Source organism: Metabacillus sp. Hm71 (genome assembly GCF_051842955.2).
Taxonomy (GTDB): domain Bacteria; phylum Bacillota; class Bacilli; order Bacillales; family Bacillaceae; genus Metabacillus.
The window spans coordinates 381,487-397,500 of the sequence record NZ_CM200278.1; the positions used below are offsets into that span (position 1 = coordinate 381,487).

11 protein-coding genes and 1 rRNA gene (1 of these 12 only partly in view) are annotated in these 16,014 nt (G+C 39.9%); 10 read left to right on the forward strand and 2 right to left on the reverse strand.

The window, feature by feature from the left end:
* Positions 1–7 precede the first annotated feature (7 nt).
* The 4 genes from pcrA (at position 8) to pruA (ending at position 7,290) form a co-directional block, all read left to right on the forward strand.
* Positions 8–2,218 carry a DNA helicase PcrA gene (gene pcrA, locus ACSVDH_RS01985; RefSeq protein WP_439253720.1) on the forward strand — a complete coding sequence of 737 codons (2,211 nt, stop codon included), beginning with the start codon at positions 8–10 and terminating at the stop codon, positions 2,216–2,218.
* 35 nt (positions 2,219–2,253) lie between these two features.
* Positions 2,254–4,260: an NAD-dependent DNA ligase LigA gene (ligA, locus tag ACSVDH_RS01990; RefSeq protein ID WP_439253719.1), complete on the forward strand. Its 2,007-nt coding sequence runs from the start codon at positions 2,254–2,256 to the stop codon at positions 4,258–4,260.
* A 15-nt stretch (positions 4,261–4,275) separates the two neighbouring features.
* The gene (locus tag ACSVDH_RS01995; RefSeq protein WP_439253718.1) at positions 4,276–5,490 is read left to right on the forward strand and encodes a CamS family sex pheromone protein; all 1,215 of its coding nucleotides are present in this window, start codon (positions 4,276–4,278) and stop codon (positions 5,488–5,490) included.
* Positions 5,491–5,742: 252 nt separating this feature from the next.
* Positions 5,743–7,290 carry an L-glutamate gamma-semialdehyde dehydrogenase gene (pruA, locus tag ACSVDH_RS02000; protein WP_439253717.1) on the forward strand — a complete coding sequence of 516 codons (1,548 nt, stop codon included), beginning with the start codon at positions 5,743–5,745 and terminating at the stop codon, positions 7,288–7,290.
* Positions 7,291–7,445: 155 nt separating this feature from the next.
* Here the strand turns inward: pruA and ACSVDH_RS02005 are convergent, their stop codons facing one another.
* Positions 7,446–7,868 carry a hypothetical protein gene (locus ACSVDH_RS02005; RefSeq protein WP_439253716.1) on the reverse strand — a complete coding sequence of 141 codons (423 nt, stop codon included), beginning with the start codon at positions 7,866–7,868 and terminating at the stop codon, positions 7,446–7,448.
* Positions 7,869–8,098: 230 nt separating this feature from the next.
* Here ACSVDH_RS02005 and ACSVDH_RS02010 point away from each other — a divergent pair, with 230 nt between their 5' ends.
* On the forward strand, positions 8,099–9,061 hold the full coding sequence (locus tag ACSVDH_RS02010) for a bile acid:sodium symporter family protein (protein ID WP_439253715.1): 963 nt from the start codon (positions 8,099–8,101) through the stop codon (positions 9,059–9,061).
* A 119-nt stretch (positions 9,062–9,180) separates the two neighbouring features.
* Here ACSVDH_RS02010 and opuE read toward each other — a convergent pair whose 3' ends face one another.
* A complete protein-coding gene (opuE, locus tag ACSVDH_RS02015; RefSeq protein WP_439253714.1) occupies positions 9,181–10,650 on the reverse strand; it encodes a proline transporter OpuE in 1,470 nt (489 codons plus the stop codon).
* 302 nt (positions 10,651–10,952) lie between these two features.
* Here opuE and ACSVDH_RS02020 point away from each other — a divergent pair, with 302 nt between their 5' ends.
* The 5 genes from ACSVDH_RS02020 to ACSVDH_RS02040 form a co-directional block, all read left to right on the forward strand.
* Positions 10,953–11,330, forward strand: coding sequence for an Hsp20/alpha crystallin family protein (locus ACSVDH_RS02020; RefSeq protein WP_439253713.1), 378 nt, complete (start codon positions 10,953–10,955; stop codon positions 11,328–11,330).
* A gap of 318 nt (positions 11,331–11,648) precedes the next feature.
* Positions 11,649–11,939 carry an Asp-tRNA(Asn)/Glu-tRNA(Gln) amidotransferase subunit GatC gene (gatC, locus tag ACSVDH_RS02025; RefSeq protein WP_299094450.1) on the forward strand — a complete coding sequence of 97 codons (291 nt, stop codon included), beginning with the start codon at positions 11,649–11,651 and terminating at the stop codon, positions 11,937–11,939.
* Positions 11,940–11,952: 13 nt separating this feature from the next.
* Complete coding sequence (gene gatA, locus ACSVDH_RS02030) at positions 11,953–13,410, forward strand: Asp-tRNA(Asn)/Glu-tRNA(Gln) amidotransferase subunit GatA (RefSeq protein ID WP_439253711.1); 1,458 nt, start codon at positions 11,953–11,955, stop codon at positions 13,408–13,410.
* A 14-nt stretch (positions 13,411–13,424) separates the two neighbouring features.
* Positions 13,425–14,855, forward strand: a complete 1,431-nt coding sequence (gene gatB, locus ACSVDH_RS02035; protein WP_439253710.1) for an Asp-tRNA(Asn)/Glu-tRNA(Gln) amidotransferase subunit GatB — start codon at positions 13,425–13,427, stop codon at positions 14,853–14,855.
* A gap of 369 nt (positions 14,856–15,224) precedes the next feature.
* Positions 15,225–16,014: ribosomal RNA gene (locus ACSVDH_RS02040) — 16S ribosomal RNA — on the forward strand (it continues 761 nt past the right edge of the window).

Genomic DNA, 16,014 nt, shown 5'->3' on the forward strand with positions numbered 1-16,014 from the left:
GAAGCAGTTGCAATTTTTATCAAATCAATTACTTGCTGGTTTGAATGACAAGCAACAGGAAGCAGTAAAAACAACAGATGGCCCCTTATTGATTATGGCTGGGGCGGGAAGTGGGAAAACTCGTGTGTTAACACATCGGATCGCCTACTTAATGATCGAAAAACAAATTGCCCCTTGGAATATATTAGCGATTACCTTTACGAATAAAGCTGCTCGGGAAATGAAAGAGAGAATTCAAAGTATCTTAGGGGCTGGTGCGGATGACATTTGGATTTCAACTTTTCACTCTATGTGTGTCCGTATTTTGCGTCGAGACAGTGACAGAATGGGAATCAATCGTAACTTTTCCATTCTTGATACGACAGACCAATTGTCGGTTATTAAAACTGTGCTTAAAGAAAAAAATCTCGATCCGAAAAAGTACGAACCAAGAAGCTTGCTTGGTTCGATTAGCAGTGCAAAAAACGAATTGTTAACACCTGATGAATATGAAAAGACGGCAAGCAGCCATTATGAACAAGTTGTAAGTGATGTTTACAAGGAATATCAAAGGAAGCTGCGCAAAAATCAATCACTTGATTTTGATGACTTAATTATGACAACGATCCAATTATTTCAACGTGTTCCAGAGGTTCTTGAAACCTACCAGCGTAAATTCCAATATATTCATGTCGATGAGTATCAAGATACGAATAGAGCACAATATATGCTAGTAAAGCTTTTAGCTGCTCGTTTTAAAAATTTATGTGTTGTCGGGGACTCTGATCAGTCTATTTATCGCTGGCGCGGTGCAGATATTGCCAACATTCTATCGTTTGAAAAGGACTATCCTCATGCAAATGTCATTTTGCTTGAACAAAACTATCGTTCAACAAAGCTAATATTAGAGGCTGCCAATGAGGTTATTAAACATAATTCAAATCGAAAACCTAAAAAGCTATGGACTGAGAATCAACAAGGCGCGAAGATTATGTATTATCGTGCTGATAGCGAATCAGCAGAAGGCCAATTTGTTGCGGGAAAAATTAAACAATTGGTTGATTCAGGGGAACGGAAGCTTTCGGATATTGCGATTCTATATCGGACAAATGCACAATCAAGGATTATCGAGGAAGTTTTGCTTAAATCCAACATTAATTATACCATTGTCGGCGGAATCAAGTTCTATGACAGAAAAGAGATTAAGGACTTGCTAGCATACCTGCGCTTAATTGCCAACCCGGATGACGATATTAGCTTAGCCCGAATTATTAATGTCCCGAAACGGGGTGTCGGCTCTACATCTGTAGATAAAATTGCAAACTATGCATTAGATAATGACCTATCTTTATTTCAAGCAATAGAAGAAATTGAACAAGTCGGTGTTAGTGCAAAGGTTGTTAAGGCATTAGTGGAATTCCGCGAAATGATCCGCAATCTTGGCAATATGCAGGATTACTTGTCTGTTACAGAGCTTGCTGAGGAAATCATTGAGAAATCTGGGTATCGGGAAATGCTTGTACAAGAAAAGACAATCGAGGCACAAAGCCGTTTGGAGAATATCGATGAGTTTCTTTCTGTTACGCAAACCTTTGAAAAGCAAAATGACGATAAAAGTCTTGTTGCCTTTTTAACTGATTTAGCCCTTGTATCTGATATTGATAAACTTGAAGAGGATGAGCAAGAGCAAAATGACGCAGTTGTCCTCATGACCCTTCACTCTGCAAAGGGATTAGAGTTTCCAGTTGTGTTCTTAATCGGTCTTGAGGAAGGTGTTTTCCCGCATAGCCGCTCCTTAATGGAAGAGGATGAAATGGAGGAAGAGCGCCGTTTAGCATATGTGGGAATCACACGAGCTGAAAAAGAACTGTTTATTTCAAATGCACAAATGCGTACTCTTTTTGGAAGAACAAGCATGAACCCTGAGTCGCGCTTTATCGCAGAGATCCCAAGCGAATTGATTGAATGTCTTCATGAAGCAAAGAAACCAGCTGCATCGTTTAATCAAGGGCGCCGTTTAGAAAAACGTCCGCCAGTTACAAGACCGGTTGTTGCCTCAACAGGCGGTGATGATATTTCCTGGGCAGTTGGTGATAAGGCTGAACATAAAAAGTGGGGAATTGGCACAGTCGTAAGTGTAAAAGGGGCAGGAGAAGGAAAGGAATTAGATATTGCTTTTCCAAGCCCAGTAGGAATTAAACGGCTGTTAGCAAAATTTGCCCCAATAAATCGGGTCTAAAGAGAAGACGTTAGAAAGAAAGGATTGGAATCTCTATGGATAAACAATCAGCAATTAAAAAAGCTTTGGAACTGCATGAGCTGCTTAACACGTATAATTACGAATACCATGTTTTAGATCAACCGAGCGTACCTGATTCTGAATATGATCGGCTTTTACAAGAATTAATCAAGCTCGAAGAAGATTTCCCTGAATTGAAATCACCGGACTCTCCAACTCAAAGGGTTGGAGGGACCATTTTAGAGGCCTTTCAAAAGGTTGTCCACAGAACACCTATGCTAAGCTTAGGGAATGCATTTAATGAACAGGATTTACGTGATTTTGACCGCCGGGTAAGACAAGCGGTAGGTGATGATGTTCAATACGTGGCTGAGTTGAAAATTGACGGTTTAGCCGTATCGTTGCGTTATGAAAATGGTTATTTTGTACAAGGTGCTACACGCGGAGACGGTACAACCGGTGAGGATATTACAGAAAACCTCAAAACAATACGATCCATTCCGCTTAGGCTAAAACAAGAACTGAGTTTTGAAGTACGAGGCGAGGCATTTATGCCAAAAAAATCATTTGAAAAATTAAATGAGCTTCGTTTACAAAATGAAGAAGAGCCATTTGCTAACCCGCGGAATGCTGCAGCTGGCTCTATTAGACAGCTTGATCCCAAAATCGCGGCAAAACGGAACCTTGATATTTTTGTTTACAGCATTGCTGATCTTGGCGGAACAGGTGTTGAAAGACATAGTGAAGCCTTGGATTTATTAGAAGAAGTCGGATTTAAAACAAATAAAGAACGCAGAAAATGTGAAAATATTGAAGAAATCCTCTCCTTTATTGAAGGGATTCAGGAAAAAAGAGCAACCTTATCTTATGATATTGATGGGATTGTTATCAAAGTTGATTCCCTCGCACAACAGGAAGAGCTTGGATTTACAGCAAAAAGTCCGCGGTGGGCAATCGCTTATAAATTCCCTGCTGAGGAAGTTACGACAAAGCTTATAGACATTGAATTAAGTGTTGGAAGAACAGGTGTGATTACACCAACGGCCATTTTAGAACCAGTGCGTGTAGCCGGAACAACTGTACAACGTGCCTCACTCCATAATGAGGACTTAATTAGAGAAAAGGACATCAAGCTTGGTGATACCGTTGTTGTGAAAAAAGCAGGGGACATTATCCCAGAGGTTGTTAATGTGCTTGTTGATCATCGATCTGGTGAAGAACAAGACTTTACCATGCCTACACATTGCCCTGCATGTGAAAGCGAGCTCGTTCGCATTGAGGGCGAAGTAGCTCTCCGCTGCATCAACCCGCAATGTCCGGCACAAATAAAGGAAGGTCTCATCCACTTTGTATCAAGAAATGCGATGAATATTGATGGTCTTGGTGAACGAGTTGTGGCCCAATTGTTTCAAGAGGGGTTAATTAAGGATGTAGCGGATTTATACCGCCTAAAGAGAGAACAGCTGCTGGGTCTTGAGAGAATGGGGGAAAAATCTACTGATAACCTATTAAAAGCGATCGAACAATCAAAGGAAAACTCACTTGAACGGCTTTTATTTGGTTTAGGCATTCGTCATGTTGGTGCAAAGGCAGCGAAAACCATCGCCCAAGCATTTGAATCAATTGACCAACTTCAACAGGCATCAAAAGATGATCTTATTGCGATCAATGAGATAGGAGATAAGATGGCTGATTCCGTTGTTACATATTTTGAGAATCCGGATGTCCAACATTTAGTGAATGAGCTTAAGTCATTAGGAGTGAACACGCTCTATAAAGGACCAAAACTAGTAAGACCTGAAGAAAGTGATTCCTATTTAGCCGGAAAAACGGTTGTTTTAACCGGTAAGCTTGAGCAGCTAACTCGAAATGAAGCAAAAGAAGGGATAGAGCGGCTCGGTGGTAAAGTGACAGGAAGTGTAAGTAAAAGTACAGATTTAGTTGTTGCAGGTGAAGCAGCAGGCAGCAAGCTGAAGAAAGCCCAGGAATTAAACATAGAAGTATGGGATGAAGCTCGGCTCCTTGAGGAACTAAATAAATAAGAGGTGTGAATTCACTTGAAAAAAAAGCTATTAATGGTGTTAACAGCAAGCTTTCTTGTTTTAACGGCTTGTGCACCGAACTTTGGAGAGCAAGAAGAAATCGTGCAGGAAACTGAGGATGAATCAAAAGAACAGGCGATTATCCCGAAATACAATATTTCAGATTCGTATTATAAGATGATCTTGCCGTTTAAGCAGGGGGAAGCGAGGGGGCTTGTTGCAGAGCAATTAAACACCCGCTTAGATATTGACGAGTTTGAAACAGGCTTAATGCGAGTTGCGCAAGAGTCCTTTTCTCCTGATAACTATTTATACCAGGAAGGCCAATATTTAAAAGGGGAAGATATCAGCAGCTGGCTGCAACGGAAAAAAGTTGGCAATGAGCTAAAAGAAGCTCAAGAAGCAGCAAAGAGTCAGGATAAAAATACGACTGGAGCGGATGAAAAGTATGTTGAGGTTGGTCTTAACCCGGCATTGCCTGAGGCTGACGGCCAAAGCCTTACGGAATTACATTCGAAATATCCAATCTATCTTTCCCATATACTTGAACATGATTATTTAATTCGCAAAGATGATACCGTTGAATTAGGCGGAGTCGTGATCGGCTTGGCGATGAACTCTGTTCATTATTATCAGGAAGAGCATGGCTATCCTAGAGAACATGAAATAAGTACAGAAGAGCTTCTGGCACAAGGGAAGCAAATGGCCGAAATTATTTTGAAGCGTGTAAGGAGTACAAAAGGACTAGAAAAGGTGCCGATTGTTTTTGCTATATATAAACAAGAGAAGAAGTCATCGATTGTTCCTGGTAATTTCGTTGCAAAGACAACTGTAAAAGAGGGAAGCAACAGTTTAGAGAAATGGGAAGATATTGATGAGGATTATTATTTCTTCCCATCCGATGAAGCGACAAATGATTATCGCGATGATGCGCAAATGTTCAATCGCTTTAAACAAGATGTTGAAGAATTTTTCCCTAACTATACTGGTGTCATTGGAAAAGCCTTTTATAAAAATGGCGAATTGAATTACTTGGATATCGAAATCCCAATGCAATTTTATGGGAAGGCTGAAGTGATTGCCTTTACACAGTTTGTCACAGGAAAGGTCATGGAATATTTTCCTGATTACATTTCACTTGAAGTGAATGTGATGTCAACTACAGGTCAAGAAGCCGTCATTATCAAAGAACCAAATCAAGAAGAACCAACCGTTCATATTTATAAATAAATAGCTATCAAAGGGGCTGTCTAAGAAGCCGGAACTCTTCATCTACAATTTATGGTTTGTGATGAAGGCGGCTTTCGTGTGAGACAGCTCCTTTTTATTTTAGCCTATCCTTCTAGGTCGAGAAAAAGATACTCATTTCTATCAATAGCTGTGCATACGAATGAAGCATAAGCGCTCAATTGCAAGATTAGAAGCTAGAGATAGGAAAGTAGAGGAAATGATTTTTTTAGATTTTAAAGGAGGGACTTGGGAATGACAGTACCTTACAAGCACGAACCATTTACTGACTTTTCAATTGAAGAAAATAAACAAGCGTTTCTTCAAGGACTTAAGGTTGTTCAATCCTATATACATCAACATTATGACTTGGTATTAGGCGGAGAGCGCGTCAAAACAAAGGATAAAATCATCTCTATTAATCCTGCCAACAAGGATGTAGTAGTTGGGGTTGTATCAAAAGCAACGAAGGAGCATGCCGAAAGAGCCATGCAAATTGCTGATGAAACATTTCAGGTGTGGCGTAAAACTAAACCTGAAATGAGAGCAGATATTTTGTTTCGTGCAGCTGCCATCGTTCGGCGTCGGAAGCATGAATTTTCTGCCTTACTTGTAAAGGAAGCAGGTAAGCCTTGGAAAGAAGCGGATGCTGATACAGCAGAGGCAATTGATTTTATGGAGTACTATGGAAGACAAATGCTGAAATTAAAGGATGGAATCCCTGTTGAATCAAGGCCAATTGAATATAATCGTTACACTTACATACCGCTTGGTGTAGGTATCATCATTTCACCATGGAACTTTGCTTTTGCGATAATGGCAGGGATGACTGCAGCGGCTATTGTTTCAGGTAATACCGTCTTATTAAAACCGGCTAGTGCGACACCAGTGATTGCCGCTAAATTTTTAGACGTATTAGAAGAAGCAGGACTGCCGTCAGGTGTGGTCAATTATGTTCCAGGAAGCGGTTCAGAGGTGGGGGACTATTTAGTAGACCATCCCCGAACAAGATTTATTAGTTTTACTGGCTCGCGTGAAGTCGGAGTGAGAATCTATGAGCGTGCTGCAAAGGTACAGGAGGGTCAGATTTGGTTAAAGAGGGTCATTGCCGAGATGGGAGGAAAAGACACGATTATCGTTGATTCGTCAGCGGATTTGGAATTAGCAGCCCAATCCATTGTCGCATCTGCTTTTGGTTTTTCAGGACAAAAATGTTCTGCCTGCTCACGGGTTGTCATTCTTGAAGACGTTTACGACCAAGTGTTACATCGAGTTGTTGAGATCACAAAAGAGTTAGCAGTAGGTGACCCAGAGGATTCTTCAACTTATATAGGTCCAGTTATTGATCAAGCGGCCTATGAAAAAATCTTAAGCTATATTGAGATAGGAAAAGAAGAAGGGAAATTATTAGTTGGTGGAAAAGGAGATCAAACAAAAGGCTATTTTATCGAGCCAACTATTTTTGCCGATGTTGATGAAGATGCCCGTATTATGAAGGAAGAAATATTCGGCCCGGTCGTTGCATTCTGCAAAGCGAAGGATTTCGATCATGCTATCAATATTGCAAATAATACAGATTATGGCCTTACTGGTGCTGTGTTAACAAACAATCGGGAACATATTGAAAAAGCAAGAGAAGATTTTCATGTAGGTAATCTTTATTTTAATCGGGGCTGTACGGGAGCCATTGTGGGATATCAGCCATTTGGAGGATTTAATATGTCCGGAACAGATTCAAAAGCAGGTGGTCCTGATTATTTGCTTTTGCATTTGCAGGCAAAAACTACCTCGGAAATGTTATAAGATCAAAAGCGCAAGCGCCTTCTATTCATGATCGTCTTATTTTCCCCAGGTTTGATCAAGGCGCTTGCGCTTTTTATTTGTTTATTAGAAATTATCAAATTGTTTAAATTGTGGATAAGCGTTTCGGTATCCAGCTTCAGAGCTTTTGTTCTATTCTATCCTTTCCAATAAAACCGCTCATCATCCTGATTGCTCTTTACCTCAATTGTTTCCGGGGGTGTGGGTACAGTCTTTGCTTCATTGAAGTCATCTTGTTTTGAAGTGGTTTCTTGTACCTTGTCCTCTTTTTGTGCAGAACGCTGCTCAGAAAGCACTTGTATTAGCTGAGAGGTCAGTTCGCTGCGCTTTTGGTATTCATTAAGAAACAACGCGATGGAAATGATGACCCCGCCGCCGATTAAACATGTAAGATAAGGTTCTAATGATCCGATAAGCTGAAGCGTCATAAATTGAACGGACCCGCCATACATTTCTTGTTCTTCCTGTACCGCCTTAAATGTCATTGAGATATGATTGATGATGCCCCCTGCACCGAGAACGATTAAAAAGCCTCCAAAACCAATTAAAAATTTCTTCACACCTTCCACCCCTGATACCGTTTCATTTTGTACAATCTTACCATGTATTAGAAAATCTTACTAGGCGAAAGGGTGGAAAATAAGTGTTTATCGGTGGGATATTGTGCATTAGGTACATTTCGTTTGATAAAAGAGTTCATTGCAGAACTGATCTTGTTAATTTTTGACTAATTGATATTTTCTGAAAATAATGTATAATTGTCTAATCAAAAGATAAAGGTGGATTTAACATGAATACGTTAGCAAGAATTAGTACAGCTGCAGGAAATACCTTTATCATTTGGGTTTTGGTATTTACTGCATTAGCTATGTTTTTTCCAGGAGGGTTTATTTGGATTGCCCCTTACATTTCTATTTTACTTGGAATCATCATGTTTGGTATGGGTTTGACATTATCAGTAAATGATTTTAAAGCCGTTTTTAAGCAGCCTCTAGCTGTTTTTGTCGGGGTTGCAGCACAATACATCATTATGCCGGGTATTGCGTATCTTTTAGCAGTGGGACTTAATCTGCCGCCAGAATTAGCTGTAGGGGTCATTTTAGTAGGATGCTGCCCAGGAGGTACTGCATCTAATGTTATGACTTATTTGGCAAAAGGAAATATTGCATTATCACTAGCAGTTTCAGCAGTTGCAACTTTGGTTTCTCCGATTTTAACACCAGCACTCATTTATTTACTTGCGAGTCAATGGCTCCCTGTTGATGGAAAGGATATGCTAATCTCTACTATACAAATTGTTCTTATTCCAATCATTTTAGGGATCATCTTTAAATGGTTATTAAAAGATAAAGCCGAGGAGGGAGCAAAGGTTCTTCCTTTGGTTTCCGTAATTGGGATTGTGGGAGTTATATCTGCCGTTGTTGCAGCGAATAAAGATCATATTCTAGAATCTGGGCTTTTAATGCTGGGTGTGGTTATTCTGCATAATTTAGTCGGGTTGATGTTAGGATTTCTTATTTCAAAAATATGCAGGTTCCCATATGCTGACCAAAAAGCGATCGCAATTGAAGTCGGAATGCAGAATTCAGGGCTGGCTGCTGCCTTGGCTACAGCTCATTTTTCTCCCGTTACAGCTGTTCCGAGTGCAATCTTCAGCGTTTGGCATAACATATCAGGTCCGCTTGTTGCGACATATTGGTCAAAAAAAGCACAAAGAGATGTGCAAGAGACTAAGGAAATTACACCATCTTAAAGACCATATAGGTAAAAGATTATTAAGAAAAAGAAAGAAGGCATCATTGTTACTTGTGATGCCTTCTTTGAATTTTATTTCAGTTGTAAATGGGTTTTCCCGTTCGTTTATTGTTCCATTTATAAAGTAAGTTTTTCTTCCATTTTATTAAACGTGTTTTTAACCTCAGTTGAAGGTGCTTTAGTCAATAGGCTTACAACAATAACTGAGATTAAACTTAAAGCGAAGCCTGGTATCATTTCATACATAAAGTTCTTCGCCGCTGGAATGTTCACCCAGATTAATACAGTTAATGCACCAACTATAATACCTGATAATGCTCCCCACTTGGTCATACGTTTCCAGAACAAGCTTAATAGAATCGCAGGACCAAATGCTGAACCAAATCCAGCCCATGCATATCCAACAAGACCCAATATTGTGTCATTAGGATTGATAGATAAGAAGATAGCGATAATCGCTACGAGTAAAACGGATAGTCTGCCTATAAGGACAAGCTCTTTGTCAGTAGCATTCCTACGTAAAAAGGCTTTATAAAAATCCTCTGTCATTGCACTTGCCGTAACAAGAAGCTGTGATGAAATGGTACTCATAATAGCGGCTAAAATCGCAGCAAGCAAGAATCCGGTAATAAGCGGATGAAACAAAAGTTCAGAGAAATAAATAAAAATTGTCTCAGGGTCATCTAATGTTGCTCCAGTTTTCGAAATATAAGCTGCACCAATAAGTCCTGTAAGCATTGCCCCGATAATTGAGATTATCATCCAGCCCATTCCAATCCGGCGAGCTGGCTTAAGTTCTTTAAGCGAAGAAATGGCCATAAAGCGGACAATAATATGCGGCTGCCCAAAATAACCTAGCCCCCATGCAAGTAAAGAAATAATACTAATGACAGATGTTCCAGTAAAAATATTAAGCATATTGCTATCGATTTGACGAATTTCATTAAATGTAGATGTAAAACCTCCGATATCCGTCAAAGCTACAATCGGCACTAAAATAAGGGCAATAAACATGATTAAGCCTTGAACAAAATCAGTTAAACTTACGGCCAGAAAACCGCCAAATAAGGTATAAGCCATAACGACGCCAGCTGTTAAAAACAAACCAAATTTATAATCTAAGTCAAATGCTGACTCAAACAAAGTACCGCCTGAAACTAAACCTGCAGAAGTGTACAATGTGAAGAAAATAAAGATAACTAAAGCAGAAAAACTTCGCAGAATTTTTGAATCATCACTAAATCGATTTTCAAAAAAGTCAGGAATCGTAATGGAATCATTTGCAACTTCAGTATACGTTCGGAGACGTGGAGCAATCAGCAAGTAATTAAGATAAGCTCCAATTGTTAATCCGATAGCCAGCCATATGCTTGAAAGTCCTGATACATACATGGCGCCTGGCAATCCCATTAGCATCCAGCCGCTCATATCTGAAGCCCCAGCTGAAAGTGCGGTTACTGCTGGACCTAACCCGCGGCCACCTAACATATAGTCTGATAGGTCTGAAGTTTTCTTATAAGCATACCAACCTATCAACAGCATTCCAACCATATAGATTCCTAAAGAAATAAGAATTCCTATTTCCACCAAATCACTCCTAATTATTTATTCGCTATTAAAGTTTGAATATTCAAACTTATCAAGCTTTTGCTTATGGTTTATAAAGCTATCAAACTATTACCCATATTTCAAGGCAAAGTAACAAATTTCCAAGGCTTGTCTATGTACACTAGGGACTAACATACCGTACTTGAAAGCGTTTACAAAAATAAAATAAAGTAAAATAATTTTGAATATTCAAAAAATAAAAGCAGCTATTTTTTCGCCTAGGCAAAAAACTTTTTTGTTTCATATAGATAATATAACTAAAAAAATGAGGAGGATTTGCTGTGAGTGATCCAATGAAGATGATAAATGACTTCTTTCAACAACGTCCAAAGCGAACACTTTTGGATTCTATAGATCAGGCTTTTAAAAAAACGACTGCAGCCAGCTTTACGGCTGAGATTGCAGAAGATGACTTGAATTTCATGATCAACGCTGAACTGCCGGGTGTCCCTAAAAACGATATAAGTGTAGAGCTGCGTGGAAATCAAGTGGTTATCACAGTAAAAGAACAGAAGCATCCTATACGAAAAATTGGCGGTACACGCATTGTCCAAATACCGGATTATGTCAACAACAAAAAGATGAAGGCAGTTTACAGAAACGGGATGCTTGAGATTCGTTTAGAAAAGAAGAAGCCAACAAGAATTGAAATAGAATAATTGGAGCCGCTGGTTTTGATTGCTAGCGGTTTTTATTTTTGCTTAGGAATTATAAAATTCTTGAACTGTGGGTAAGCGCTTTGAAATCCAGCTCCAGCGCCTAGCCCCTCGAGGTCATAAGCCAATTTAGAATTGAAGGCAAAAAGCGCCTTCTATTCTAAATCGTCTTATGCTTGTCGGGGCTGAACGAGGCGCTTGCGCTTTTGTTCTGCCGTGACTAAGCAAGTTGGTTCCGCTTTTTCTGATATTGATTAATTAGTCTTTGTTTTGGTATCATCAGAGTATTGTGGATGAACGATTTTGTGGAGGTGAAATGATATGTCAAGAATATCAGTAGAACAAGTTAAACACGTAGCGAATTTAGCGCGATTAGCTATAACTGAAGAGGATGCGAAGCTTTTTACCCAGCAATTAGATGCCATCATTACGTTTGCTGAGCAGCTAAATGAAGTAGATACCGAAAATGTGAAACCAACATCACATGTATTAGATATGAAAAATATCATGAGAGAAGATACCCCTAAAAAAGGGTTGGACAACGAGGAAGTAATTAAAAATGCCCCAGATCATGAGGATGGTTATATTCGTGTACCATCAATTTTAGAATAAGGGAGGGACAAGCGTGACGCTTTTTGATCGTAAACTATCAGAATTAAAAGAACTCTTACATAAAAAAGAAATTACCGTTTCTGACTTGGTAGAAGAATCGTTTAAACGAATACAAGAGGTTGATGATAAAGTCGGAGCGTTTTTAACATTAAATGAAGAGAAAGCACGTACATATGCAAAGGAATTAGATGAGGCATTAGATAGCCGTGACGAGTTTGGGCTATTATTTGGTATGCCAATTGGGATTAAAGATAATATTGTAACAAAAGGATTGCGCACGACATGCGCAAGTAAAATCCTGGAAAACTTTGATCCGATTTATGATGCGACAGTTGTAAAACACCTTCAAAAGGCAGAAGCTGTTACTATTGGTAAGTTAAATATGGACGAGTTTGCAATGGGTTCTTCAACTGAAAATTCCGGTTACAAGCCTACGAAAAACCCATGGAATCTTGAAACAGTACCGGGCGGTTCAAGCGGCGGGTCAGCTGCGGCGGTTGCAGCAGGAGAGGTTCCTTTCTCATTAGGCTCTGATACAGGAGGCTCTATTCGTCAACCAGCAGCTTTTTGTGGTGTTGTCGGTCTAAAACCAACTTATGGCCGTGTATCACGTTTTGGGTTAGTTGCGTTTGCCTCTTCATTAGACCAAATTGGACCAATCACACGCAATGTCGAGGATAATGCCTATTTATTACAAACGATTTCAGGTGTAGACGAAATGGATTCAACTTCTGCGGACGTTGAAGTACCGGACTTTCTATCTTCCTTAACTGGTGATGTAAAAGGATTAAAGATTGCTGTGCCGAAAGAATATTTAGGTGAAGGTGTTAATGAGGAAGTAAAGCAGTCTGTTCTTGACTCACTTAAAGTGTTAGAAGGATTAGGAGCAACTTGGGAAGAGGTATCACTGCCGCACTCAAAATATGCACTTGCTACATACTATTTATTATCTTCATCAGAGGCTTCTGCAAATCTAGCTCGTTTTGATGGTGTCCGCTACGGTTATCGTACTGACAATGCAGAAAATTTAATCGAAATGTACAAACAAACTCGTGCCGAAGGGTTTGGAAATGAAGTTAAACGCAGAATAATGCTTGGAACATTTGCGTTAAGCTCAGGTTATTATGATGCCTATTATAAAAAGGCGCAAAAGGTACGTACCTTAATCAAAAAAGACTTTGAAGACGTATTTGAAAAATACGACGTTATTATTGGGCCGACAACACCGACTCCAGCATTTAAAATTGGTGAAAATGTAAAAGACCCGTTAACGATGTATGCTAATGATATTTTAACGATTCCAGTAAACCTTGCAGGTGTACCTGGTATTTCCGTTCCTTGTGGTTTATCTCATGGATTGCCGCTCGGTTTACAAATTATCGGAAAGCATTTTGATGAAAGCACAATTTACCGCGTTGCTTACGCATTTGAGCAAGCAACAGATCATCATAAAGCAAAACCTGAATTGTAAGGGGTGAGAAATCAATGAAATATGAAACGGTAATTGGACTAGAGGTCCATGTTGAATTAAAAACAGATTCAAAAATCTTTTCAAGTGCTCCAAACCACTTTGGCGCAGAGCCTAATACAAATACAACAGTTGTCGAACTAGGTTATCCTGGAGTATTGCCAGTTCTAAATAAAAAGGTTGTCGATTTCGCAATGAAGGCATGCATGGCACTTAATTGTGAAGTTGCAACTGAAACAAAATTTGACCGTAAAAACTATTTTTATCCGGACAATCCAAAAGCTTACCAAATTTCACAATTTGATAAGCCAATAGGTGAAAACGGCTGGATTGATATCGAAGTAAACGGTGAAACGAAACGCATCGGGATTACACGTATTCACATGGAAGAGGATGCAGGAAAGCTTATCCACTCCAATGACGGTTATTCCTTGGTTGACCTTAATCGTCAAGGTACCCCGCTTATTGAAATCGTATCAGAGCCGGATATCCGGACACCAGAAGAAGCATATGCTTATTTAGAAAAATTAAAAGCAATTATCCAATATACAGGTGTTTCTGATTGTAAAATGGAAGAAGGCTCATTGCGATGTGATGCTAACATTTCTTTACGTCCTGAAGGTCAAAAAGAATTTGGTACGAAGACAGAGCTTAAAAACTTAAACTCATTTGCTTTTGTAAAAAACGGATTAGAGTATGAGGAAAAACGCCAAGAGAAAATCCTACGTGCTGGCGGGGAAATTCAACAAGAGACACGCCGCTATGATGAAGCAACGAAAAAGACGATCTTAATGCGTGTAAAAGAAGGTTCAGAAGATTATCGTTACTTCCCTGAGCCGGACCTTGTTGAGCTTTATATTGATGATGAATGGAAAGAAAGAATACGTGCATCCATTCCAGAGCTTCCTGACGCTCGTCGTAAACGTTATGTAGATGAGCTTGGCTTACCTGAATATGATGCACAAGTATTAACTATGACAAAAGAAATGTCTGATTTCTTTGAACAAACTCTTGCTGCTGGAGCTGATGCAAAACAGGCATCAAACTGGATCATGGGAGAAGTATCAGCTTATTTAAATGCTGAGGGCAAAGAATTAGCTGATATCGCTCTTACAGCAGAAGGATTAGCAGGTATGATCAAGCTAATCGAAAATGGAACCATTTCTTCTAAAATAGCGAAGCAAGTATTTAAAGAGCTAATCGAGAATGGCGGAGATGCGGAAATAATCGTAAAAGAAAAAGGATTAGTCCAAATTTCTGATGATGAAACATTACGTAAGTTTGTTAATGAAGCATTGGATGCAAATCCAAAATCAATTGAAGACTTTAAAAATGGTAAGCAAAAGGCGATTGGTTTCTTAGTCGGCCAAATCATGAAAGCGACAAAGGGACAGGCAAATCCGCCGATGGTAAATAAATTATTAATGGAAGAAATACAAAAGAGATAAAATGGCCAAAAGAAGAAAGACAAAGCAGGTTAGCTCCCTGCTTTGTCTCTTTTAAAAAAATGATTGACAGCATCTAAATGAAAGTGGTACATTATTATTCCGCTCAGAAATTTTATTAAATAATTGTTATTGACTTCTGCGAAGTTCGGTGATAATATATTATTTGTTGTTAATGAGTGTGAGAAAATCAAATGATAATTTTCTTTAAAAAATTTTTCGCGGAAGTTGACAAAAAAGAAATGACTTGCTATAATATTTTTTGTCGCTGATGTACAGCGAAAATAGTTCTTTGAAAACTAAACAAAACAGAAACGTCAACGTTAATTCTAAGTCTATTAAATAGACATTTTTAAGAGCTATATCAACTCTTTATTGGAGAGTTTGATCCTGGCTCAGGACGAACGCTGGCGGCGTGCCTAATACATGCAAGTCGAGCGAATCTGAGGGAGCTTGCTCCCGATGATTAGCGGCGGACGGGTGAGTAACACGTGGGTAACCTGCCTGTAAGATTGGGATAACTCCGGGAAACCGGAGCTAATACCGGATAACATTTCGAACCGCATGGTTCGAAGTTGAAAGGTGGCTTTTGCTACCACTTACAGATGGACCCGCGGCGCATTAGCTAGTTGGTGAGGTAACGGCTCACCAAGGCAACGATGCGTAGCCGACCTGAGAGGGTGATCGGCCACACTGGGACTGAGACACGGCCCAGACTCCTACGGGAGGCAGCAGTAGGGAATCTTCCGCAATGGACGAAAGTCTGACGGAGCAACGCCGCGTGAGCGAAGAAGGCCTTCGGGTCGTAAAGCTCTGTTGTTAGGGAAGAACAAGTACCGTTCAAATAGGGCGGTACCTTGACGGTACCTAACCAGAAAGCCACGGCTAACTACGTGCCAGCAGCCGCGGTAATACGTAGGTGGCAAGCGTTGTCCGGAATTATTGGGCGTAAAGCGCGCGCAGGCGGTTTCTTAAGTCTGATGTGAAAGCCCACGGCTCAACCGTGGAGGGTCATTGGAAACTGGGGAACTTGAGTGCAGAAGAGGAGAGTGGAATTCCACGTGTAGCGGTGAAATGCGTAGAGATGTGGAGGAACACCAGTGGCGAAGGCGACTCTCTGGTCTGTAACTGACGCTGAGGCGCGAAAGCGTGGGGAGCGAAC

Coding starts and splice junctions, on each gene's coding strand:
- pruA (WP_439253717.1), top strand. CDS start 5,743: ATGACAGTACCTTACAAGCACGAACCATTTACTGACTTTTCAATTGAA.
- ligA (WP_439253719.1), top strand. CDS start 2,254: ATGGATAAACAATCAGCAATTAAAAAAGCTTTGGAACTGCATGAGCTG.
- gatB (WP_439253710.1), top strand. CDS start 13,425: ATGAAATATGAAACGGTAATTGGACTAGAGGTCCATGTTGAATTAAAA.
- gatC (WP_299094450.1), top strand. CDS start 11,649: ATGTCAAGAATATCAGTAGAACAAGTTAAACACGTAGCGAATTTAGCG.
- ACSVDH_RS02010 (WP_439253715.1), top strand. CDS start 8,099: ATGAATACGTTAGCAAGAATTAGTACAGCTGCAGGAAATACCTTTATC.